The sequence below is a fragment of the Bartonella vinsonii subsp. arupensis OK-94-513 genome, assembly GCF_000278235.1.
GTDB classification, from domain to species: domain Bacteria; phylum Pseudomonadota; class Alphaproteobacteria; order Rhizobiales; family Rhizobiaceae; genus Bartonella; species Bartonella arupensis.
This window is the reverse complement of record NZ_JH725037.1, coordinates 844302-868546: the sequence shown is the minus strand read 5'-3', so window position 1 is coordinate 868546 and position 24245 is coordinate 844302. Positions and strand designations below refer to the sequence as shown.

The following is a 24245-nucleotide window of genomic DNA, read 5'->3' as shown; positions in this document are numbered from 1 at the left end:
AAGAAATTCTAGCGTGTAAGCGGCTTATAATTCACACGTTTTGGATTAAGAGCGTCCGCACCAAGCCGGCGAATCTTATCAGCTTCATATTCGGCAAAATTACCTTCAAACCATTCAACATGCCCATCCCCTTCAAAAGCCAAAATATGTGTTGCCAATCGATCAAGAAACATACGATCGTGCGATATGATAACTGCACAGCCAGCAAAGTTTTCCAATGCATCTTCTAATGCGCCTAATGTTTCAGTATCAAGATCATTTGTTGGTTCATCAAGGAGAAGAACATTGCCGCCCTCCTTTAAAAGCTTAGCCAAATGGACACGATTACGCTGTCCACCTGATAAATTTGCAACCTTTTGCTGTTGATCTGTTCCCTTGAAATTAAAAGCACCACAATAAGCACGGCTATTCATCTCATATTTACCCAACTTAATAATGTCATTTCCGCCAGAAATTTCTTCCCAAACGGTTTTATCGCCTGCTAGTGAATCACGACTCTGATCAACGTAACTCATATGAACTGTTTCACCGATACGTATTTGACCCGAATCTGGCTGTTCCTGTCCCGTCAACATTTTAAACAGTGTAGACTTCCCCATACCATTGGCACCAATGACTCCGACAATACCACCAGCAGGAAGCTTGAAAGAGAGAGAATCAATCAACACACGCGTACCATATGCTTTAGAAAGATTATCAACTTCAATGACAACCTGCCCCAATCTTTCGCCAATAGGAATAATGATTTGTGCCTCTCCAGGACGGCGCTCACGTGCAGCTTGGACCAACTCATCATAAGCCTTAATCCGTGCTTTTGACTTTGCTTGCCGCCCTTTTGGACTAGAAGCTATCCATTCTTGCTCACGCGACAAGGCACGCTGACGTGCAGCCTCTTCCCGACCTTCCTGAGCCAAACGTTTGGCTTTCGCCCCCAAATAAGCCGAATAGTTCCCCTCATAAGGAATACCCTTCCCCCGATCTAATTCTAAAATCCAACCTGTCACATTGTCCAGAAAATAACGATCATGCGTAATCAAAAGCACCGCACCGGGATATTCACGCAAATGCCTTTCAAGCCATGCTGTCGTTTCAGCATCTAAATGGTTTGTTGGTTCATCCAAAAGCAATAAATCAGGTTTTGACAAAAGCAATTTACAAAGCGCAACACGCCGCTTCTCACCTCCTGAAAGCTTTATCACACTCTCATTGGCTGGTGGGCAACCAAGGGCAGCCATAGCCATTTCCACTTGACTTTCTAAATCCCAAAGATTCTGACTGTCAATAATATCCTGAAGACGTGCACTTTCATCAGCCGTTTCCTCACTATAATTCATCATCAATTCATTATAACGCTCGATAATTGCCTGTTTATCTGCAACACCTTCCATCACATTGCCACGCACATCTTTGCTGGTATCAAGAAGAGGCTCTTGCGGCAGATAACCACAACACGCCCCTTCAGAAAGCCACGCTTCTCCAGTATATTCCTTATCTAGCCCAGCCATAATCCGTAAAATAGTTGATTTACCTGCACCATTCGGTCCTAAAATACCGATTTTTGCATCTGGATAAAAAGATAAATGAATATTTTCTAAAATTTTTTTATTGCCGTAAGACTTGTTAAGCCCAGCCATGTGATAGATAAATTGACGTGCCATAAATTTCTCTTTATATTGTGCGATATTAAAAGATTAGAACTTTGAAAAAAACCTTTTGCTTTTCTTACACTGTGCGGTAAAGAGCAATTGCATTGTATCGAAAGCTTTTTGCTTTATATTGATATATTTTTTCTGATCTCACAAGCCCCACTATGGTTCTAAATGCAAAAAATCCCCCCTTCGAAGAGCAAAAAGCAAATCTTTTTAGCTGTACCTGAAACAGGCTATCGAACATCACCTCTCTTTTCCATACCAGATATAACCTTGTGTTTTTATCGTATTAAACCGACTTATCAATGCAGTATGGTATCTCCCAAAAAACCAATTCTCTATGCCCCTTCTTTTTTTGCGTTATGGGCGGTTCATTATGCGGTAAAAAAACCCTCTCTTTTTTCATCAATTTTGTGTCACGGCAAACAATGGTCTTCATCTCTTGCATTGCTCTGGCTCAAATTGTGTTTACAAAACGACCGATGCCTTATGGGATCTGACGTTCCAAGCTTGAGAATCATGAAGGCTTTGCACAGACATGTAGCAATGAGTGACTATAGTGCTCTCCCCATTGGTACATGGTTGCAATTCGTAAAAAACTATAAAAAAAATTGTCAAAATCTAACCCTCCCCCTTTTGTGGCTTGATAATTACCAAAATAATACCAATATCCGTGAAATTATCTCGAAACTTCAAGATGAAATATAGCTTCTTAAAAGTCTCATAAAAGGTAAGCCTCCTATAGGAATATGTTCATGGAAAAAAAAGCCTTAATCGTTATTGATGTTCAAAACGACTTCTTGCCAGGTGGAGCACTTGCAGTACCACAAAGCGATACGATTATACCTGCTATTAATAATCTCATAGACCAATTTGATCATGTTATATTAACCCAAGACTGGCACCCCAAAAACCATTGCAGCTTTGCTTCTTCCTATTCTGAAAAAGTACCCTATGACACCGTTGAACTTGACTATGGCCCGCAAATACTTTGGCCTGATCATTGCATACAAGGAACACAAGGAGCAGAATTTCATACATCTCTCAGAATTGAGAAGACACAACTTATCCTCAGAAAAGGCTATAATAAAAAAATTGATAGCTATTCTGCCTTTTTTGAAAATGATCAAACAACACCAACAGGCTTACAAGCTTACCTCAAAGAACATGGATTTACAAAGCTAGCTATGTGTGGCTTAGCAACCGATTTTTGTGTAGGATTTTCCGCACTTCACGCCATACAATGCGGCTTTAAAATAAGCGTTTCACTCAACGCCTGCGCTGGTATTGATCTCAACGGATCACTTAACACTATGCTTAAAACTATGAATGAATCCGGCATAGAACTTTTAATGACGTCCTAAAATATCTTCTCTTATTATTACAACGCATAAAAAAATTAATTTTACTTAGAGACACCGTGTTTATTCAGGTATTGACGCTTAAAACGAAGAGAAGAATAAAAAGCCATTCCAATAATACAACTCCCCACCAACCCTGTTAAAACTTCAGGAACTGATATAATCGTTTGCAGATACATAATCACTGCGAGAACCAAGATAGCATAAAAAGCTCCATGCTCCAGATAACGATAATGCAACAATATCCCTGATTCGACCAACATAATCGTCATAGAGCGAACATAAAATGCGCCTATACCAAGACCAATTGCGATAATAAAAAGATTGTGTGAAAAAGCAAAAGCACCAATAACACCATCGAAAGAGAAACTAGCATCTAGAATCTCTAAATAAAGAAAAGCACCTGCCCCTCCTTTAGCAACTGTCATTAAAGTTGTTTTTGGAGCATCTAAAAGTGAACTGATGGCTTCCACACCTATAAACGTCAAAAGTCCATAAAGGCTAGCGAGCAAAAAAGTCATTCTATCTTCTCTTGCAATCTGCTCTGAAAAAAACAATATCAAAGTTAAAACGATTGCAATATCAATGCCAGCAAGCCCTCCAAACTTTTGAGCCGGTTTTTCTATAAAAGCAAGCCAATGCACCTCTTTTTGGGAATCAAGAAAATATCTCAAGCCAACCATGATCAAGAAAGTTCCTCCAAAAGCCGCAATCCCCACATGAGCATCTGTTAAGATTGCTGCATATTGATGTGGTTCCCATACCGCTAATTTTACTGCTGCAATTGGATTAATTCCAACAGCAACAGCAACCACCAATAACGGAAAAACAATCCGCATCCCAAACACCGCCACCAAAATACCCCATATCAAAAAACGACGACGCCATAACGGATCCATTTTTTCAAGAACACGCGCATTGATAATAGAATTATCAAAAGAGAGAGAAATTTCCAAAATTCCTAAAACACAGCAAATAAAAAAATATTTTAGGAAACCAGCAGCACTTTCTGTTTCAAACCAACCAATCGCCCCTCCCATAAAGACGCCAACAATTGTGAAAAAAAAAGCCCACCTAAAATAGCCTAATAAGGCCATGACCATTCCTCAAAATTTATTTCTTTAATTCATCTGTAGTGAAAATCGAAAGAATCTACATGGTTGTTTTATATGGAAACTCTGGTAAAAAAACAAGAAAAGCACAGAAAATTTCATATTTTCTCTAAAATGAATACCAATTTTAAATAATATGTAATACGATAACTTAAAAATCGCATTTTATTCAATTAAAATTAAAAAAAATAAAGAAAAATAAAACTATAAATATTGACATTACATCATGAGTTATTAATACATAGTGTGCCTTTAATGATTAAAGTCTATACCATGATGATTTACTGAGGGAGATAAATTCGTGGCACGTCCTGAAACTGAATCAAAAACTATATTTGGAAAACGTTTACGTTATGTACGCCTCGCTTTAGGGGATCCGTCACGTGAGGCATTGGCTAAAAGTTTTAGCATGACAAAAAATTCCATCGCCTTTTATGAGCGTGGAGAAAGAGAACCCAATCTGAGTGTCTTACAAACATATCGCACATTGTACGGTGTCAATATTAATTGGCTTTTAACTGGACAAGGAAAAATGTTTGATAGCGAGTATACTAAAAGTGACTTTGATTGGAATTATTTTATAAAAAAAATGGAGGGGCTTGAAGAAATTCTTGCCAACAATGATCGTAGTAAAAAACTAAATCAAGGAAAAGTTGATAGCTCTTATGAAAAGTTGCAGCAATATTTGTCAAAACAAGGCTTATCTCATGGCCTAAATCCTAAAGCTGCATCCTCTCTGATGGATATGAAGGCAAAAATGGCAAACTCTTATACCCTCAGCTTATTCATTGATTTACTCATTCGAAGTGTATCGCAAAAAGAGATGATAGCTAATCAATAAACATCCTTACCATAAGAGACAAAACGGAAAGAAGCTTTATCAGCACGGAAAGAAGCACTCTTGTTTTTTCCATGCTGATGGAATTTATTTTAAAACAGCTCAATACACCTACTTACCAAAATAAAAAATTCCAATATAAATCAGGAATACAACATAATTAAAATTAAAAAACCACTTTTATAGTATAAAATACCTATCTATAGCTTATTGACAATAAATATTTTCTTGTTATTATGTCGGCGGCCCTCATAGAAATTTTGTTTAAGACAAAAAAAATAAGGGAAATATATTGACTACTCGCTATAGAGACATACTTTAGTGCTCATAGTCATATTGGTTGAGTATTTATCCTGCAAATTACGGCTATTTTATGAGGTGGAAGGCATGTTTTTTGAGGTATTTCAAGGTGTTCACAATCAATGGTACTGGCGTTTAATCTCAGGAGACGAACAAAAAATCGCTTTTTCGAGTAAGGGTTATCCAACAAAACAAGACATTCTAGTAAATATTGAGCAGATAAAAGAAATTACGCATAAGGCTCTTGTTAGAGAGTTACAATCCTAACGTTCTTACCATTAAGATAAAAATTTACACTTTCTATATTTGAAATCTCATACTGCACTTTAGTGATGGGTAGAGGAGGGTTTATTTTTCTCGATGGGAAGAAGTTTTTATGTGATCTAACATACAAAACGACTGTAAAATAGAAAAGCTTTTCGCAAGTAGTATCTATTTTCAAACCAACACCCAAACTGCTTATTGAATCTATCAACCAGCAACACTCTCAAATCTTGTGTTTTTTCGTAAACGACTGCAGGATCATGTATGTGTATTCACCCCTAACATATCTATGAATTGGCACATCACCATAAATTTTTGATTGCAACAATGACCACTTTCCTAAAAATTTGAATGCTTTCATAAAGCATAGCTTGGAATAAATTAAGCATTATCACAAAATATAACCTCACCACCAACCTATAAATCTTTTATGACTAAGGTTTACCTCTTTCACTATTCTCAACCTCTTTAATCACTTTTTTGCATCATCTTCAGATTTAATCTCTTTTTGATGTTTCTTCATGGCTTCCTCATATTGCTTAACTTGTTCTTTCAGTTTTTCAATTGCTTGATTGCGTCTTTTAATCACCATACTTTGCTCTCTAATCGCTCTATCTCGTTCTTCAGTGATCTTCATAGAATCTCTGAAGAACTCATGCTTGATTTTTTTTGCTTCTTCTTTAAGAGCTTTAACCTGATCACGATAATAAAAAGCAAACCGAAACATAAATCCACTGCAAACCAAAACGACAATCACCACTCCTAATAAAATTTCATTTACACTCATTTTGATCTCCTTTTAGTACCATTAAATTGATCATACCAACCAATTTTTTGCTTCGCTCTCCCTCAAAAAAAAGCGCCAACAATTGCACGTACTAGATGAACAAATCACGTTCAGTACCCTTATTTTCTCCACCAAACACACTAACAAACAACGCAAAACAAGCCCTATGAAGCTGCCAATCCTACCCTCTTATATCAATTGGCACTGTATTTATTTACAATAAACGCTAAGAATATAATTAATCTCAAACAATTTTTTAACGGCGCAATAAGCTCCACAAGCGCCTTCTCCTTATTATTCTTGCCATCTTCTTTGCGCTAAGGAGAATGCTGATGCACCCATTTAAAATTCTTTGCCATTGCAAAAAATCTTTATAGTCATAAACATTGGCATTATCGTAAACTTTTGCTTTCTATGAAACTTTGTATAACCTTAAAATAAAGCGTCGAAATAATTTTAACATCTTTGAGAATCCCATCGTTATAAACTTGAGCATTACTATAAAAAAAATCCCTCCATCAGCATGCGCATTGCTATTAACCTTGGAATTACAGTAAATCTTCATCTTGTCATAAACATCATACAGCCTACTGCGAATCTCCAAATTTCCATACAGTTGCGTATTGCCATACACACAAACAAAGCTGGTAACAGGCAACATACAACCCATCTGTGCACTATCATAAAGAAAGCTGTCATTACAAACACAGGCACCATTATAAACATGATATTAGCAAAAACATATTCATCTTCAGTAAAGCATATAGCACCTATATTATACTTTACCCAACAATCACCTTCATGATTTAAAAGCTTTCATGTTCTGTAAAATCACCAAGATCATTTTTTTGATATTTTCAAAACCTCTTAAAGCACATATGCGATATACCATCTAACAATAAATTCATCTGTTAAAACAAAAGAAAAAACAGCATTTTGCGCCAAATGAATTTGTTGTATTTTCTCTACAGCCATGACCTTGTTCCTTAAGGCTGTGAGGATTCATTACATCCGCACACTACCTTAATGCAGAAATTTCTTACAAATGCCAATGTTGGAGTATATCTTGATTCACAATGGTGCTGCGTATACTATCAGTGACATTTCATGAACACACTAGATGTATTTCCATCCCTGGGTATACACATTCACTCTGTCACGATCGTGAAACCGAGCAACTATTTTTTATTGATTCAAATCTGAAAGTGTATGGGAACATTTTGTTATTAGTTAAAAACAACTCTATATCCTTCATAAGCGAAAAGCTACGCATGGGTATTTTTACGCTCCTTGTATCATGTATTCTAGATTCGCAGCGTAGTATTAACGCTATAGCGTAAATATGTAAAGGTCTAAAAATGACAAAGACTGAAAAAGATTGGTTCCAACGCTTAATTGAATTAATAAAAAGCGATGGGCGTACAATGATTGAAATAAGCAAAGCTGCAGGCTGTGGACAAAACTACGTACAACAAATGATTAACGGAGGGAAAAGACCCTCTGTAGATAAACTCATGGCTATTCTTAACACACTCGGAGATGCTAGTGCTATATATGTGATAACTGGTTTTAACATCTCCGATGAAGATTTAAAACTCATCGCTTTGATTTCGTCTGGAGATAAGAAGAAGATTGAAGCTTTAAATGTTCTGTTGACTGAGCAACATTTGTAGAGTTTTCCACTATTCTCAATATCTCTTGCTTTTGAGCTGTAGACAAAGCTTCCCATTTCACGATAATTTTAGATAAATCTACCTCAAATTTTTCGTCATTCTTCATAGTTATACTCCATGTAGTCAAACTATATAACGCAAAAGCGTTCAAATACATCCCATACCTTAGAAACCAATATTTGCAATAAACTGTATGGAAGCAGTTGCGTATAAATTGATTTTATAAAATCAGATGGAATTCTGTTGATTATGTACCATGGTGAAACAGAAAACATCGCACAGTCCAGACCTTTTTATGAAAAAACTGGCATCATCACTTTTATCAACAACGCTAATAATGTTACTCAAATCTTGTGATTCGAATCAACAGCTAATCGATGTGAAGATATCTCCAAAAATGCTGCTAACCTCTACGTGAGAGAATATAAAAAAGCGTATTTTGAAAGAAATATATCATAATTTTATTCTATACAGCACTACCTATATTTTTTAAACGATATCGCAAAGTAAAAATACAACAATGCGATATGTATAGTTCTTATGAACAGCAGCGCTGCCTACGACACTATGACATACCTTCAAAAGAGGTTGCCTCCTCTTTGAAAGCACCCTTGAGATAAGCATAGAGATTTATCATGAACAAAAATGGAAGTACTTTAAAAAATACAATGGGTCAAGCCCCAATGACGTCTACACATAAATTACACAAGCATTTATAAAAAGAAATAAATTTTTCTTTTTATAAAAATTAAAGCAACCACCAAAAGTTTTATGAATTTCGCTCTTTGATATCAACTCTATCACCGATAGAACAGAATTGACGAATATAATTTAGCAAAAAACATATAGAGAGAAAGGAAATGCATTTGAATGTAAAACTCCATAAGCTTTTAAAAGGATAATTTATCAGGCTCTTTTAGAAAATCATCACACTGTAGCTATAAAAACTTTCCCTCACAAAAATGAGATTCTTAGCTTGGAAAAAAACATCGATAAATGTTACCATCGTCGATCACATGGAATACATGAGCATCTCTAAAGTACATTTTTTGTCAGACTTTGAATCATGATGGTACAGTTCGAATCAACTGTAAAGGGCGTAATAGGTAATATCATTCACTTAAAACATTGAAAAATCACTTTAAAACAAGTATTCTCTTCCGACTTTATCTGATAAGCAAAAAAAGCCTTAGAATTTCTCTTATGAGGATAAAACATCCATCTACGAAAAAACAAAAATCAGCTCCTTAAAGAAAATTTTAATGCCCCAGTTTCATGAAGAATATCATGCAGCAGAAATTAAAAAAATGAGCTCATAGATTTAAGAAAGTAAACAGCAATAAAGGCTTAGAGAGAATGTAATACCGTTAATAAAAGCTTTTATTAACTAGACCAAAGAACGTAAGGCATTGTTCCACACCAAAATAGCCAATAGGAAAACCACTCACAACAGAACAACCCCCAAAAACATAAAATTTACGATAAAAAAAACAAAGAAGAAAAAACCTCAAAACTTCTTTATATTCTGTTTATTTAGTGGTGGGCCCGGAGGGACTCGAACCCCCAACCAAGCGGTTATGAGCCGCTGGCTCTAACCAATTGAGCTACAGGCCCCACAAAGACTGATTTTCTCTAAACTAAAATACCCTATGACACAAGGGCCTATTTAAAATTATAACCCATCTTTTTCTTTTTATCTATCGGTTTTTTTCTCTAGCGCCCTAATTTCTTTACAAAAACTTCCAAAAATGAGAAAGTCGTAAGTTGATAAATATTAAAGGAGCAGATATGAAAAAAACAACTTTCCAACCGCTAAATCATTATAGCGTCAGAATAGCTATGGTAGCACTCGCACTGATAACCAGTTCACTTCCCATACACGCTGAAGAAAGTAAAATGAAAAACGCAACGATTACAGTTACAGCAACTGGTGAAAGCCAAGCAGCACCAGATATGGCAATTATCAATCTAGCCGTTGTTACAGAGGATAAAACTGCCCAAAAAGCATTAGCTGACAATAATAAATCTATGAATGATATTGTAAACACTTTTAAAGACAATGGAATCCAAGCAAATGATTTGCAAACATCAGGCTTATCCATTTATCAATCTAGCCCTGATAAACCTCATGACAAAAAGAATCATGAAAAACTTTATCATGTTTCCAATTCTTTAACAGTGCGTATTCGTGACCTTTCTAATGCTGGTAAAATATTTGATCAAGCAATGGCACTGGGTGTTAACTCAGTAAATGGTATTACCTTTACCAATGCCGATACAAAACCATTGTATCAAGAAGCACGTAAAAAGGCTATCACTGAAGCCATTGAAAAAGCCGAAACTATAGCACAAGCAGCAAATTTAAAATTAGGAAAAATCATTGAAATCAATGAAAATAATGACAATTATTATCCAAAACCACGCCTGATGAGCAGTGCAGCACATGCAAGTTACGCCGATACGAATTTTTCAGGGGGCGAGTTAGGTTATAACGTTAGCGTTACAGTAGTATTTGCTATAGACTAAATCATATACGTCATAGACTATTGCGTGAAACAATCATATCACTCACCTTCACAGAGAAGTCCGGTGATATGATGGAGGTAAGTTTCTTCACTCAATAATTCATCGTCGTAAATTTCTATTTGTCCACGTGCAGAAAACTGCGTTTGATGTACTGTCTGCCAATTTCCTGACACTAGTGGATGCCACCATTGAAGATCTTTTCCTTCATTAATCAGGCGATACGCACAACTTTTTGGAAGCCAACGTGCTGTTTTAACCGTTGCAACATCTAAAGATATACAATCTGGAACGATTGATTTACGGTGAACATAGTTTCGGCATCGACAAGTCTCCCCGTCTAAAAGACGACAGGCGACACTGGTTGCATAGATATCTCCAGTATCATCATCTTCTACTTTGTGTAAACAACAACGTCCACAGCCATCGCAGAGACTCTCCCACTCAGAAATGGAAATTTCTTCTAATTTTTTTACTTTCCAAAAGGGGATTTCTTTACTCATATAAATTGATCATATCTTTTTGAAAGAAAAAAATCTATCAAAAGTAAAAGAAATAAAATTGAATCCTTACAATTTTATCAATTTTTCCTTAAAAAATTTATTGGCTACACGCAGGAATATACCAAAATACTGCTCATTCCTTTGAGAAATTACTCTATAATTCCACACCACGTATCTGTTGTTTTTATAGATTAAAGCACAAATATCAAAGCCCGAAGAAATATTGAACACTGAGAGTTTTTTATAGATTACTCAGCAACTAATTTTCACCTTTTAAAAAACATCAGAAGAACTACGCTATATGCGTTTTATCTTCATTCATCAAGAGAAGATACATTTTTGAAAATGCTCCTCCCTTCTTAAGAATCGAGAAAGCTACGCAATTTGCGTGAACGGCTAGGATGCTTTAATTTACGAAGAGCCTTTGCTTCAATCTGACGAATACGTTCTCTTGTCACTGAAAATTGTTGACCAACTTCTTCCAACGTATGATCAGTATTCATCCCTATACCAAAACGCATTCGCAAAACGCGTTCTTCACGAGGTGTTAATGAAGCAAGAACGCGCGTTGTTGTATCCCGCAGATTCGCCTGAATAGCTGCATCAATCGGCAATAATGCATTTCTATCCTCAATAAAATCACCCAAATGAGAATCATCTTCATCACCAACAGGTGTTTCAAGTGAAATAGGTTCTTTTGCAATTTTAAGAACTTTTCGCACTTTTTCTAACGGCATAGAAAGTTTGCTCGACAATTCTTCTGGTGTGGGCTCTCGTCCAATTTCATGGAGAATCTGACGCGAAGTGCGAACAATTTTATTAATTGTTTCAATCATATGAACAGGGATACGAATAGTACGCGCTTGATCAGCAATTGAACGGGTAATTGCCTGACGAATCCACCATGTTGCATACGTTGAAAACTTGTATCCACGCCGATATTCAAACTTATCGACCGCTTTCATCAAACCGATATTGCCTTCTTGGATAAGATCAAGAAACTGCAAACCACGATTAGTATACTTTTTCGCAATTGAAATCACAAGACGGAGATTAGCCTCTACCATTTCTTTTTTAGCAATGGTTGATTCGCGTTCACCTTTCTGCACTTGAGTAACAATGCGACGAAATTCGCCAATCGAAATAGCCGTTTCTTGCGCAAGATTTTGTATTTCGCTCCGCAGCCTTTGAATTTCTTTCGCTTCACGCCTTGAAAATTCTTTCCAACCAGATCCTGGCAAAGTCGCAATATAATTTATCCAATCAGCATCCAACTCACGCCCTTGATATTCTTTTAAAAAATCCTCATGACCAACGCCATAACTATTGGCAATCCGTTTCAGCTTACCCTCATTATGAATCAGTCTCTTATTGATGTCATAAAGCTGTTCAACCAAAGATTCGATACGATTTTGGTTCAAAGAAAGGGATTTTACTGCTTGAATCAACTCACCCTTTAATTGAATATATTTTTTCTTCTGAGAAGGTGAAAGAGCGCCCTCTTTACGCTCTGCCAAACTGCTTTCAACATGTTGATCTTGTAATTTCCGTAATTTTACATAGGTTTGCGCAATAAAATCCAATGTTTCCATGACTTGAGGACAAAGTTCATTTTTCATTGCAGCAAGCGACAAGTTAACCTCGTCATCATCTTCTTCATCATCCTCCTCAACACCCCTCTCTCCCGCAATCCCCTCCATATTACGCATAGCAGAAGAGGTCTTTTCCTCTCTTATCTTATCAACTTCACTTCGTTCAACAATAGGAGCCTGCTTTGCCTCTGGACCAGCATAAGTCATTTCGAGATCAATAATTTCACGAAGAAGAATACGCTGCTCTTTCAGTTCCTCACGCCAAATAATAAGGGCTTGAAAAGTCAAAGGACTCTCACAAAGACCGGCAATCATTGTCTCACGCCCTGCTTCAATACGCTTCGCAATAGCAATTTCACCTTCCCGTGAAAGCAGTTCAACAGCTCCCATCTCACGCAAATACATACGCACGGGATCATCCGTACGATCTGTTACTTCACGCTTATTGGTTGTCGTTGCAATTGCGTGACTAGAGGCCTCTACTAAATCTCCCCCCTCTACCGTGACTTCTTCCTCGTCGTGTTCAGAATCGACCTCATCTTCATCGTCCACAACATTAACACCCATTTCGGAAAACATCGCCAAGATATCTTCAATTTGTTCGGAAGTAACTTCTTCAGAAGGAAGAACTGCATTCAATTCATCCATCGTCACATAACCATTTTTTTTAGCGATTTTAACCATTTTCTTGATGGCATCATCAGAAAAATCAAGAAGAGGGCTATCCAAACTCGCTTGGTTTATTACTTCCACATTATCTTTCTGTTTAACCTTTGTTGCCATACCATAACTCCACTTGATCACTCCACAGCTTCCACGTGACCAGCTTTTTGCGTTCTCACCTAACGTATCAATAGTTTCTTATATATACTTCCTCTTAAAGGAGATTACTATTGGAAAGAATACATTTTGTATACGCGCTTCATTCACACAAAAATGCGGGAAAACTCTAGAAGTTTCCCCGACACCTCTCAGCCTTTCTGAGATAATCTCTGCAGCATATAGTAGCATATAGTAAGAACCAATTTCCCGCTTTTCCTAAAATTCTGTCGTCATTCTTTACAAAAATGTCGCTCTACATAAACTTCCTCATCTTAAGCCTTAGGTGACAGATTCGCATCAAAAAAGCGAATCATTTTATCAAATCTTGGTTATTCCCGTCTCTTTTTTCATCCAACCAACTTCCAAATCCTTCAATTAATGCTTCTGTCGCTTGCATCTGTTGCAGCTCATTTTGTATCTCACGAAGCAGATCAAAAACCTCACTCTTAGGATTTTCTACGAGTTGCTCTTCAATATCTTGTAACCTCTTATGTAGGTGGTGTTCTTGAAGATGCAAGTAGATGGCCTGTTTTAATATAGCACGAGCATCTTCTAGAGGAGCTCCAATAAAGACCGTACCCATACCAACATGTTGTACAAGATGTTTCATACGCTCTAAAAGAGCTTTTTGTCCTTTTTCTTCTAAGAGAGCAACCATTGTCTCTTTATCATGAAGCTGCTGATTTCCAAGAATTTCTAACATTGATTGATGAAAACACACTAATTGTGTATTTTTTAACTCCAACTCGGCAAGAACTTCAAAATTTTCATACCATAACTCAGGATAATAAGCTAAAATCAATAAAATAACGGCTTCACGCAGAGGAATAGATTGTGAGGAATTGCGCACTATATCGGAGTTTGCCAAAACAGAAAAAGATTGTTCTTTAAAGATTTTATTTTGGGAATACTGATGATGTCTCCCCGTGCCTTTCTTTTTCGAAAAAGAAGAACGAAAAAAATCAAAAAGCCGTTTCTTTATATCCTGTAAATAATAACGACGTATATCTTCATCCTTAATTGTAAAAATTTGCTGTTTCAGTTGTTTTTCTAGTGCCGCCCGTTCCTCTGGAGTTTCAAAGTTTTTTCCATAAGCAGCACGCCACCACAAAAGCTCAATCAATGGAATTGCTTTTTGCAAAAAAGAAGAAAAAAGTTGTGCACCACCAGCAGCAATAATTTCATCGGGATCTTTCCCTTGTGGCAACAAAACAAAGCGCACCGAAACGCCTGCCTTTAAAAGAGGAAGCACACGATCAGCAACACGAAAAGCAGCTTTTAAACCAGCATCATCTCCATCAAAACATAAAATGGGATCAGTTCCCATTTGCCATAAAAGCGCAATTTGTGCTTCCGTTAATGCTGTTCCCAAAGGCGCCACAACTCCTTCAAAACCAGCTTTAGTCAACGCAATCACATCCATATAACCTTCGACAACAAGGAGTGAATGATTTTTTTTATCACCAACCAAGCGACTATTTTTGCGAGCTGCTGCTGCATTGTAAAGCATATTTCCTTTATGAAATAACACTGTTTCAGGACTATTGAGATATTTTGCAGGCGTATCTTTCTCTAACGCACGCCCTCCAAAAGCCACCACACGTCCACGTAAATCTTCAATCGGAAATATAATACGATTTCTAAAACGATCATAGGAAACCGTCTCATCTTCACCCAATTTGAGAAGTCCACAATCTTCCATTTGTTTTATTGAAATACCACGCGTGCTTAAAGCTTCTTTCAAAGCTGTACGCCTCATTGGAGCAAAGCCAATTCGAAAACGCTCTACAAGCTCTGGCGTCACACCACGTGCTTCAAGATAATGACGCGCCTGCATACCACCTTTGTCGTGTAAGCTACGTTGAAAAAAATCCGTAGCCATTCTCATAACATCATAAAGATCAGCCTTTTCCATCTGACGTTTGTGACTTTGTGGATCAAAAAGAGGTAATTTTATCCCTGCAAGATCAGCCAAACGCTCGACACTTTCTGAAAAATGCAATCCATCAAGCTCACACAGAAAAGTAAAAATATCACCACTCACACCACAGCCAAAACAGTAATAACGACCTTTACGATCATCACAATGAAAACTTGGTGTTTTCTCCCCATGAAATGGGCAACAACACCAAAAATCTCCTCGCGAAGGCTTGCTTTTCTGGGGATCAAAGACCACCCTTTGGCCAATAACTGTTGAAATTGGTAATCTGGTGCGGAGATCATCAAGGAAATCAGGCGGAAAGCGCATTATCTCTCACAGAGTTTTAAAATTCTTTTTTGCATATTTAACGACTTTGAAGCATAATTCCAATACTTCCTCTTAAGCGGTTTAAAAAAAATTAAAAGTTCAACCGCATATTTTCAGAAACGGAGAGTGAAAAAGTGATCAAATTTCTTGTTCAATATCCTTTGCTAGAATCTATTGTTTGGCTTATTATTCTTATCATCATTGCACTTTTAGTCAATTTTTTAGCACGAAACCTTCTCTCTCATGGAGTAAAACGGCTTTCTTCTTTTCTTCCTAAAAATACAAGCGCTGATATTGAGTACACCATTGGGTACATAGCGAATATTGTCGCAGCCTTTATTCTCTCAATCGGAATTAATTTTATTCCGACACTCCCTGATACATTTAGCACCGTTATAGAGAATGTCTCCAATGCCTTCATTATTCTTTTTGCTGTTCTTGCAATTTCTTCTCTCCTTAATGTTATTAATATCCTCTATGAACAACAGCCAACAGCGCGGTTAAAACCAATAAAAGGTTATATTCAAATCGCTAAAATTGCGCTTTTTACTGTGGCTGCAATTCTCATGGTAGCAACATTAATTGACCGTTCACCTCTTATTCTTTTATCCAGTCTTGGTGCAATGGCCGCTGTCTTGATGTTGATTTTCCAAGATACACTCCTTTCTCTCATTGCAGGAATCCAAATTTCATCTACCGATATGGTCCGTGTCGGCGATTGGATTCAAATCCCCAGTCTGGATGTAGATGGCGATGTCACTGAAATTGCACTCCATACTGTCAAAGTTCAGAATTTTGATAAAACAATTACGACCGTGCCTATCCGTAAACTGGTGACAGACCCTTTTAAGAATTGGCGTGGAATGGAAGAAGCAGGAGGAAGACGCATTAAACGCTCCCTGTTTATTGATCAATCAAGCATCCGTTTCCATACAGAAGAAGAACAAAAATATCTTTCCCGCTTTAATTTGTTAGAAAATTATTTCACACAAAAAATACCAGAAATCCATGAATGGAACACGCAATTAGATAAAAATCACGACGTCTTAGCCAATACCCGCCGTTTAACCAACATTGGAACTTTCCGTGCTTATGTTTTTGCATATTTAAAAAACCATTTAAATATCGAACAAAACATGACCCTGATGGCACGACAATTACCTCCTACACCAAATGGCTTGCCCTTGGAAATCTATTGCTTTACCAATACAACTGCTTGGCTAGAATATGAACAAATTCAAGCTGATATTTTTGACCATCTTTATTCCATTCTTCCTAGTTTTGGTTTAAAAATTTTTCAAAATCCAAGTGGCTATGATTTTCGTCATGTCTTAGTAGCGAAAGAAAAATAAAATGATAAACTTCAGTTCATCAATTTTTTAAATCAACCCTATTTATAACAACAGAGAAAGAAAAAGTATCATGAATGGTTCACTGGTACTCCTTCATCTTGCAGGTGCTATTTCTTTACTTCTTTGGGCTACACGCATGGTACGTACAGGTGTTGAACGTGCCTATGGTGATAGACTTAAATACAAAATGCGCTACATTATTTCCAAACCATTGTTTGCTGTCAGTTTTGGACTTTTTACAGCAATGATTTTACAAAGCTCTACAGCAATAACACTCCTTGTTGGTTCTTTTGTAGAATCTGGTTTTGTCTCTGGATTAGCAGGGCTTATGGCTGTGCGTGGAGGAGAATTAGGATCGGCACTCGTTGTTAAAATTCTCTCCTATGACCTCACTATTGTTGTCCCACTATGTCTTTTAATTGGCACCTGTATTTTTATGACAACTGAAAAACGTGAGTGGCGTCAAATAGGACGTATTGTCATTGGTATTGGCCTTTTAATTTTGTCTTTACAAATGATAAGTGAAGCGACTGAACCTTTACGTGATAGCGCTATTTTACCTAGCATCATTCGCTATCTTTCAACTGATCCTGTTTCTACCTTTTTGTTGGCAGCCACGTTAACTTATCTCTTGCATTCATCCATTGCTGGAATCATTTTGCTGATCAATTTTGCCAATTATGATCTCATCCATGCTCAACTCTGTGTTATCATGGTTCTTGGCGTTAATTTTGGTTCTTCTCTTATAGCACCGCTTTTAACACGCAACGCCTCCCCTAATACCCGCCTCGTTCCCTTAGGGAATTTACTTATGCGGGGCGCTGGTTCAATCCTTGCTCTTATTTTATTTCTTTCCTTTCAACCACCAATCACATGGTTTGGGAATGATCCCTCTACTCAAGTTATCAACGCTCATATTATTTTTAATGTTTTTATTCTCCTCGCTGGAATACCACTCTCGAAATGGGTTTTAAAACTAACCACTAAAATTGTTCAGGTAAGCACAAAAAAAACACAAAGCGATAAAGCATTTAATTTATCTGATCAAACAGCTCTTGATGATAGCGTTCTTGAACGCCCAACTTTAGCACTTTCTAATGTTATGCGTGAGGTCATCCATATTTGTGATCTTGTGGATATTATGCTAGAAAAAATCATGGGACTTTATGAGAAACCTGATCCCGACATCATCCGTGAACTCAACCAGCTGAATACCATATTGGATAAAAAACATATCGCAATCAAACTTTATCTCGCACGATTAGCTGGACAAAAATTGTCTGATGAAGAAGCTCTTCAAACACAAGAACTTCTAGGTGCTTGTATAAAATTGGATCAAGCAGGAGATATTATCATTCATAATATGCTTATGCTGGTTAAAAAGAAGCAACAAAAAAATTTACAATTTAGCAATGAGGGATGGAATGACCTTCTTCGTTTCCACGCTATTGTTCTAGCAAATGCGCATATCGCATTTAATGTTCTTGTCTCACGTGATACACACACCGCGCATTTATTAGTGCAGAAAAAAGATCAGCTTCGAAATTTAGAAAAAGAGATGAGTTTGAAGCATTTTAAACGCCTTCGTGAAGGTGATCTCACAAATATAGAGTCATCGAGTCTTCATCTTGACACTGTACGCGATTTAAAACAGATTAATTCCCTTTTAACCTCAATGATCTACCCCATTTTAGAAGCACAAGGACTTCTTCAAAGTTCCCGCCTACGCAATCCTATAGAACAAAAAACAGCTAAATCTTCACTTTGAGAATGTTTGAACGATACTAATCACATCGATCATGAAATTTAAAATTCAAATGTCTTAGTCAAATCAAACACTCTTATCAAAAGTGCACCTTTTCATAACATCAAGAAAAAACGCGCCATGAGAAATGGAAATATCCACCGGATTACAATAATGGTAATGTTTTTACAGGTTCAATCTATACAAGATTTTGTGAAGAATTAAATAACATCATTTCAAGCGTCATTGATATCCTATTAGCAAGCTTTTTTAATATTCATTTTCTCATTATTTTAGTCATATAATTTTAATTTTTCCCAAAATTGTTATAAGAATTGGCAAAAATATACTTATAAATACGCTTTTATACTATAAAAGTACTTTTTTAATACATTTTTACATAAAATAGTTGCATGCTTTATCATTTTTTTGTATTATTGGAATAGTGATGTGTATTTGTGATTTTATGGATATAATACTGCACACATAAAATATTCGCATGAGTTGAAAAAAATAGCGAAGTAAAAGTATAATAAAATTTCCAACAGCAGTATCCTTTCTCTAGGCATCAGGGTGCCTTGACCTTTACGAAGCTTACCCTAGTTAGAACTAACAGTTTAGATTCAGGCAAAGGAGAATATAAATGGAAGACGCAAACATCGGCTGGATTGCAGCTATTATTATCGGTGGTCTTGCAGGTTGGGCTGCACAGTATCTTATGAAAAGCCAGACAGGGGTGTTTCTAAACATTATCCTAGGAATTATTGGAGCCGCATTAGCGAGCTTTATTTTTGGCCTTTTAGGCGTGAGCTTTGCTGGTTGGCTTGGCTATCTTATTTCAGGTTTTATAGGAGCCTGCATTCTCATATGGATAGGAAGAAAAATTCGCCCATAAATATTTTTTCATTTTTCTAAAAGCATCTTTTGGTGCTCAATAAAATAATTGTAGTATTTCTACCATAGTTTTAAATTATAGCTGTTGGTGGGGTGGTGCTTAGATGCTTAAACAGCAATCTTTTCGCATCACCATTTTTTTGAGCACCAGCTCGTCCGTTTGGAACCACTATTATTGTGTCGTTAAATGAAAAACGGCAAAGACTTGTATTTACCATCCCCTATCAATAGCTACAAGTATTTATAGGAGTAGAGATGATGCTGTTATTTTATTGCAGTACTATGCTCGTTTCATTTTTTACAATTCGCGTTCAAAATACTATTTAATATCTGATTGCTCAAATACTATGCCTATACTCAAAAATCTGGTAAGAACTAGATACTAATCTGCACTATTACTATACACGAATTTTAAGGTACTAAATGTTTTTTCCAATTTACCATTGCTATCAAAAATTCCGTAGTGTCCGTAGTGTATTGTGCGATAGCGCTTTATTTAAATCGTAATACGTTATTTATCTTCTGCGTATCCTCTTTTTGCCCTTCGCCCATTATAAATTTGTTCCTTTATATCTTTTCATTTAAAATCTTGCTGCCTTTGCATTTCTATATTACAATGGAGAAATCTGTTTTTATCACCTAGCATAGCGTATGGAATACGGTTTTAAATATGGAGTGAAATGATTTCTAAACCAAACGACTCCATCTTGCCCCCTCTCAAATGGCTATCTGATCAAGATCCATCAATACCAGAGAATATTCGTGATTGGCTTATGGAAGCAAACTCGATGACGCTCCGATTAAAAAACTATTGCACCTGCATACGTGTCGAACCACAACGTGAATGTTTCATTACACGGGATAAACTAAAAGAAGAAGCTAAACATCTCCCTGTTAGCTCACGTTACTGGTTACGCGAAGTTATACTGATGGGAGACAATCAACCTTGGCTTCTTGGACGCACTGTAATTCCCCAAGAAACTCTCTTAGAACATAATCAAGCACTCATGCATTTGGGCACTACACCATTGGGTCACTACTTATTTAACAGTGGAAAATTAACCCGCGATTACATTCATATTGGACAACAAGATGCACTGTGGGCACGCCGTTCCCGTTTGCGATTAACAAACAAACCATTGTTGCTAACCGAACTGTTTTTAACAGCTTCACCGCTTTACACAACAAATCTTACATAAATAAAAGAAGCAATATCTTAAAGAAGAATATAACGTAAAATAAATGACAGATATCTTATTGACTCATTAACACAAGAAACATTCCTTTTTTCTTTTAAAGTATTCCTTTTGTCGTAAGTTTTCCCGAAAACTGTTGCTTATTATCCCCTATGTCATGTAAAAACCACTGGTGAAAAAACACTTTCAGATACACTGTATCGCGCAGCATATATTCAACCAAAGTACAGCAAAACGCCCGCTATTTTGCACCTTCAAAGCAACATTTAAGTGTGTTGCGTCAATCAATCAAACAACACAAATTTATCTCATTCTATCCAAGGAGAAAAACCGCTTCTCAACAGTCTTTCTACATTTTACAACACGTGAAAAAACAATGAATACAGGATTTTAGAAAAAATCAAAAACAAGACTTTACCTCCTTATAGAATATACCTATACTCTCTACCTCAAGCACAACATTGTGAACAATATACATAAAAGCTGTTATGCTTTTGCGCGGTGTTGGTCATTATTATATCTTTCAGAAGCAATTGTGGATGCACACTATGACACAAACTATCCCATCTCGCGATCCTTGGAGTGTAAGAAAACCTACAGCCCTCTTAGTATTAGCTGATGGAACAGTTATTGAAGGTAAAGGAGTAGGTGCTACAGGTATTGCTGAAGGTGAAGTGTGTTTTAACACCGCCATAACAGGCTATGAGGAAATTCTTACAGACCCATCATATACGCAACAAATTGTTAATTTCACTTTTCCTCATATAGGAAATGTAGGGACAAATAGTGAAGATATTGAAGATCTCACTCCCCTCGACTGTCATGGTGCCGTCGGTGCTCTTTTCAAAGCAGACATTACACGTCCCTCCAACTATCGTGCACATGAAAACCTACATCAATGGCTCAAAACACGTAAAATTATCGCACTTTGCGGTATTGATACACGCGCACTCACCATTCTTATTCGAGAAAAAGGTGCACAAAATGCTGTCATCGCACATGATCCTCATGGGCGTTTTGATATCCCTTCTTTGCAGAAGCGTGCAAAAAAATGGCTAGGGCTCATCAATCTTGACCTTGCGAAAGAAGTCTCATCTAAAGCATTAGGGCAATGGAATGAAAAGCCATGGATATGGAATAAAGGATATCATACAAACAGTGTGCACAATCTTCATATCATTGCAATCGACTATGGCATTAAGCGTAATATTCTTCGCCTTATGGCGACACAAAATGCGCGTATTACTATCGTGCCTGCACATACGAGTGCAGAAGAAATTTTAGCAATGAACCCTGATGGTATATTTCTTTCTAACGGTCCAGGTGATCCAGCAGCAACAGCACAATACGCCGTTCCAACTATTAAAACATTGATTGATCATAATTTGCCACTTTTCGGTATATGCCTTGGTCATCAACTTTTAGCTCTCACTCTTGGTGCAAAAACCATAAAAATGCACCAAGGCCATCATGGCGCTAATCATCCTGTTAAAGACCTTAACACTGGAAAAGTTGAAATTGTATCAATGAACCATGGTTTTGCCGTAGATGCTACCTCTTTACCACAGCATGTCCAAGAAACACATATTTCTCTCTTTGATGGCACAAACTGTGGAATTCGAATTATTGGAAAACCGATTTTTTCTGTTCAATATCATCCCGAAGCTTCCCCTGGTCCACAAGATAGTCACTACCTCTTTCAACATTTCTGTGATCTTATTATGGATTATAAAAAAATAGCTTAATTAAAGTAGTTTTCTTTTAGATTTTCTCTCTTAAATCGCACGCTTTTACTTTGCTAAAGTCTATTATTTTTTAGAAAGCGTAATCTGCTCTTAGAACGCATGAGTTGTATTTTTATAGATATTGAGAAAATATACTTATCAATCAGAAATTCAAAAAATTATCGTACCCGTAAAGCAAAAATTATCGTCGTAATAACAAGCACACAAAAGCTCCCCATAAAAGGAGCACCAGAAAAATAAAACACCGTACCTTCATGTGTAAAATATTCGAAGAGAAGCATATAAAAAATAGGTCCGAATATTGAGCTCAATGAAACAACAGATGTCATCGCCCCCTGCAATTCTCCTTGTGCATTCGCCGGCACCTGTTCTGAAGCAATAGCGCGCATAGGTGCATGAACAAGATATTCAAGCATAGTACATGAAAAAACTGCATAAACCATCCAACCTTGTGTTGCAAATGTGTAGCCAAACATAGCAGCCAATGCAAACAGAAGACCCAACATTACAATATGCCAATTGCTCCAACGCTTAGAAAAATAAGGCAGAATAAGCGCTACGACAATAATCTGTCCTATGCCGAAAACACTATAAGACAATCCAATAGACAACGTGCTCCAATCGTAACGTTCTTTAGCAACAAACGCCCAAATGCTCGGCCATATAGATTCCGCAAGCCAATAAAGAAAAAAAACCAACAACATCCAGAGAACTTTTGGATATTGTCTGAGCTGTAAAAGAGCACCTAAAGGATTGGCTCGTTTAATATCAAAAGAGCGTCTATTCCACATAGGAAGCGTTTCTGGAAGCATAACCCATGCAAAAATAAAATTCATAAGTGAAAAACCAGCAGCAAAATAAAACGGAATACGCGGACCAAATTGACCTAAAAAACCTCCAATGAATGAACCTAAAATAAATCCCAACCCAGATGCAATTCCTAACAGACCAAAATTGCGGGTACGAGTCCTCTCATCAGATATATCAGCAAGATAAGCTGTACAAATTGCAAAACTAGCACTACTCATCCCTGACAAAAGGCGCCCAATAAACAACATAGAATAGCTCCACGCTATAGCACATATCAGGTTATAAAGAGCAAAACTGATAATAGAAATAAGCAAAATAGGACGGCGGCCATAACGATCAGAGAGATTGCCAATGACCGGAGCAAATAAAAATTGCATTGCTGAATAAGCTACAAATAATCCTCCCCCTTCCACAGAGGCTTCACTGATATTCTTTCCCGTCAACTGAGAAAAATATTCAGGCAAAATAGGACTAATGATTGCGATACCAATAATATCCAGTAATAAAGTAATAAAAACTAAAATAAGCCCGTGATGGATAAATTTTTGATCGAGATTTTGGTTGCTCATAGCATGTAAATTGCTTTCCATACAATCTTTCAAACCTACCTACTATTAAGAACTTATTACATAAGTTAACTTGTTTTCACAACAACGATAATTAAAGTAAAAATTTTCAAAAAAGCAGAAAATAACACAAACTCTTAGTTTAGAGCATACACACAACACTAAATATATTTCTGTCAAAAAACCATTATTTACAATGAAGTAAATATAAATTACACCATAACCATCTGTCTATAATCTTCTTCAAACAAAAATAGCATTATTAA

General features: G+C 36.7%; 19 protein-coding genes and 1 tRNA gene. 11 read left to right on the top strand and 9 right to left on the bottom strand.

The features are described from left to right. Window positions 1-8: 8 nt before the first annotated feature. Window positions 9-1658: an energy-dependent translational throttle protein EttA gene (gene ettA, locus ME1_RS03735; RefSeq protein WP_004863420.1), complete on the bottom strand. Its 1650-nt coding sequence runs from the start codon at window positions 1656-1658 to the stop codon at window positions 9-11. A 162-nt stretch (window positions 1659-1820) separates the two neighbouring features. On the opposite strand from ettA, the gene ME1_RS03730 reads away from it, so the two are divergent. Both ME1_RS03730 and pncA read left to right on the top strand, forming a co-directional pair. Beyond that, complete coding sequence (locus ME1_RS03730; protein ID WP_004863418.1) at window positions 1821-2357, top strand: hypothetical protein; 537 nt, start codon at window positions 1821-1823, stop codon at window positions 2355-2357. Window positions 2358-2404: 47 nt separating this feature from the next. After that, window positions 2405-3013, top strand: a complete 609-nt coding sequence (gene pncA, locus ME1_RS03725) for a bifunctional nicotinamidase/pyrazinamidase (RefSeq protein ID WP_004863416.1) — start codon at window positions 2405-2407, stop codon at window positions 3011-3013. A 41-nt stretch (window positions 3014-3054) separates the two neighbouring features. Here pncA and ME1_RS03720 read toward each other — a convergent pair whose 3' ends face one another. Then, a complete protein-coding gene (locus tag ME1_RS03720; protein WP_004863413.1) occupies window positions 3055-4107 on the bottom strand; it encodes a DUF475 domain-containing protein in 1053 nt (350 codons plus the stop codon). A 316-nt stretch (window positions 4108-4423) separates the two neighbouring features. Between ME1_RS03720 and ME1_RS03715 the strand changes: the two genes are divergently transcribed. Next, a complete protein-coding gene (locus ME1_RS03715; protein ID WP_004863412.1) occupies window positions 4424-4963 on the top strand; it encodes a helix-turn-helix domain-containing protein in 540 nt (179 codons plus the stop codon). A gap of 384 nt (window positions 4964-5347) precedes the next feature. Further along, window positions 5348-5527, top strand: coding sequence for a YegP family protein (locus ME1_RS03710; RefSeq protein ID WP_004863407.1), 180 nt, complete (start codon window positions 5348-5350; stop codon window positions 5525-5527). Between the two features lie 469 nt (window positions 5528-5996). Here ME1_RS03710 and ME1_RS03705 read toward each other — a convergent pair whose 3' ends face one another. Next, window positions 5997-6311 carry a hypothetical protein gene (locus tag ME1_RS03705; RefSeq protein ID WP_004863404.1) on the bottom strand — a complete coding sequence of 105 codons (315 nt, stop codon included), beginning with the start codon at window positions 6309-6311 and terminating at the stop codon, window positions 5997-5999. A 1358-nt stretch (window positions 6312-7669) separates the two neighbouring features. On the opposite strand from ME1_RS03705, the gene ME1_RS03700 reads away from it, so the two are divergent. After that, a complete protein-coding gene (locus ME1_RS03700) occupies window positions 7670-7984 on the top strand; it encodes a helix-turn-helix domain-containing protein (protein ID WP_004863398.1) in 315 nt (104 codons plus the stop codon). Here ME1_RS03700 and ME1_RS08240 read toward each other — a convergent pair. Both ME1_RS08240 and ME1_RS03695 read right to left on the bottom strand, forming a co-directional pair. Further along, a complete protein-coding gene (locus tag ME1_RS08240) occupies window positions 7908-8090 on the bottom strand; it encodes a hypothetical protein (RefSeq protein WP_004863395.1) in 183 nt (60 codons plus the stop codon). The two genes, ME1_RS03700 and ME1_RS08240, sit on opposite strands and share 77 nt — an antisense overlap. A gap of 1431 nt (window positions 8091-9521) precedes the next feature. Continuing rightward, window positions 9522-9598, bottom strand: a tRNA-Ile gene (locus ME1_RS03695). Between the two features lie 174 nt (window positions 9599-9772). Here ME1_RS03695 and ME1_RS03690 point away from each other — a divergent pair. After that, on the top strand, window positions 9773-10510 hold the full coding sequence (locus ME1_RS03690) for an SIMPL domain-containing protein (protein WP_004863393.1): 738 nt from the start codon (window positions 9773-9775) through the stop codon (window positions 10508-10510). A gap of 38 nt (window positions 10511-10548) precedes the next feature. On the opposite strand, the gene ME1_RS03685 is transcribed toward ME1_RS03690, so the two are convergent. From ME1_RS03685 to dnaG, 3 genes are all read right to left on the bottom strand, one after another. Next, window positions 10549-11010 (bottom strand): YcgN family cysteine cluster protein, encoded by a 462-nt coding sequence (locus ME1_RS03685; RefSeq protein ID WP_004863391.1) that lies wholly within the window; start codon window positions 11008-11010, stop codon window positions 10549-10551. Window positions 11011-11369: 359 nt separating this feature from the next. Continuing rightward, window positions 11370-13385, bottom strand: a complete 2016-nt coding sequence (rpoD, locus tag ME1_RS03680; RefSeq protein ID WP_004863386.1) for an RNA polymerase sigma factor RpoD — start codon at window positions 13383-13385, stop codon at window positions 11370-11372. Window positions 13386-13734: 349 nt separating this feature from the next. Continuing rightward, the gene (dnaG, locus tag ME1_RS03675; RefSeq protein WP_004863382.1) at window positions 13735-15672 is read right to left on the bottom strand and encodes a DNA primase; all 1938 of its coding nucleotides are present in this window, start codon (window positions 15670-15672) and stop codon (window positions 13735-13737) included. Window positions 15673-15806: 134 nt separating this feature from the next. Between dnaG and ME1_RS03670 the strand changes: the two genes are divergently transcribed. The 5 genes from ME1_RS03670 (at window position 15807) to carA (ending at window position 22603) form a co-directional block, all read left to right on the top strand. Beyond that, on the top strand, window positions 15807-17024 hold the full coding sequence (locus tag ME1_RS03670) for a mechanosensitive ion channel family protein (protein WP_004863378.1): 1218 nt from the start codon (window positions 15807-15809) through the stop codon (window positions 17022-17024). 70 nt (window positions 17025-17094) lie between these two features. After that, on the top strand, window positions 17095-18792 hold the full coding sequence (locus ME1_RS03665) for a Na/Pi cotransporter family protein (protein WP_004863374.1): 1698 nt from the start codon (window positions 17095-17097) through the stop codon (window positions 18790-18792). 619 nt (window positions 18793-19411) lie between these two features. Continuing rightward, window positions 19412-19663, top strand: coding sequence for a GlsB/YeaQ/YmgE family stress response membrane protein (locus tag ME1_RS03660; RefSeq protein ID WP_004863373.1), 252 nt, complete (start codon window positions 19412-19414; stop codon window positions 19661-19663). A gap of 679 nt (window positions 19664-20342) precedes the next feature. Further along, on the top strand, window positions 20343-20861 hold the full coding sequence (gene ubiC / locus ME1_RS03655) for a chorismate lyase (protein ID WP_004863370.1): 519 nt from the start codon (window positions 20343-20345) through the stop codon (window positions 20859-20861). 545 nt (window positions 20862-21406) lie between these two features. After that, window positions 21407-22603: a glutamine-hydrolyzing carbamoyl-phosphate synthase small subunit gene (gene carA, locus ME1_RS03650; protein ID WP_004863365.1), complete on the top strand. Its 1197-nt coding sequence runs from the start codon at window positions 21407-21409 to the stop codon at window positions 22601-22603. Between the two features lie 158 nt (window positions 22604-22761). Here the strand turns inward: carA and ME1_RS03645 are convergent, their stop codons facing one another. After that, window positions 22762-24003, bottom strand: a complete 1242-nt coding sequence (locus ME1_RS03645) for an MFS transporter (RefSeq protein WP_004863363.1) — start codon at window positions 24001-24003, stop codon at window positions 22762-22764. Window positions 24004-24245 lie beyond the last annotated feature (242 nt).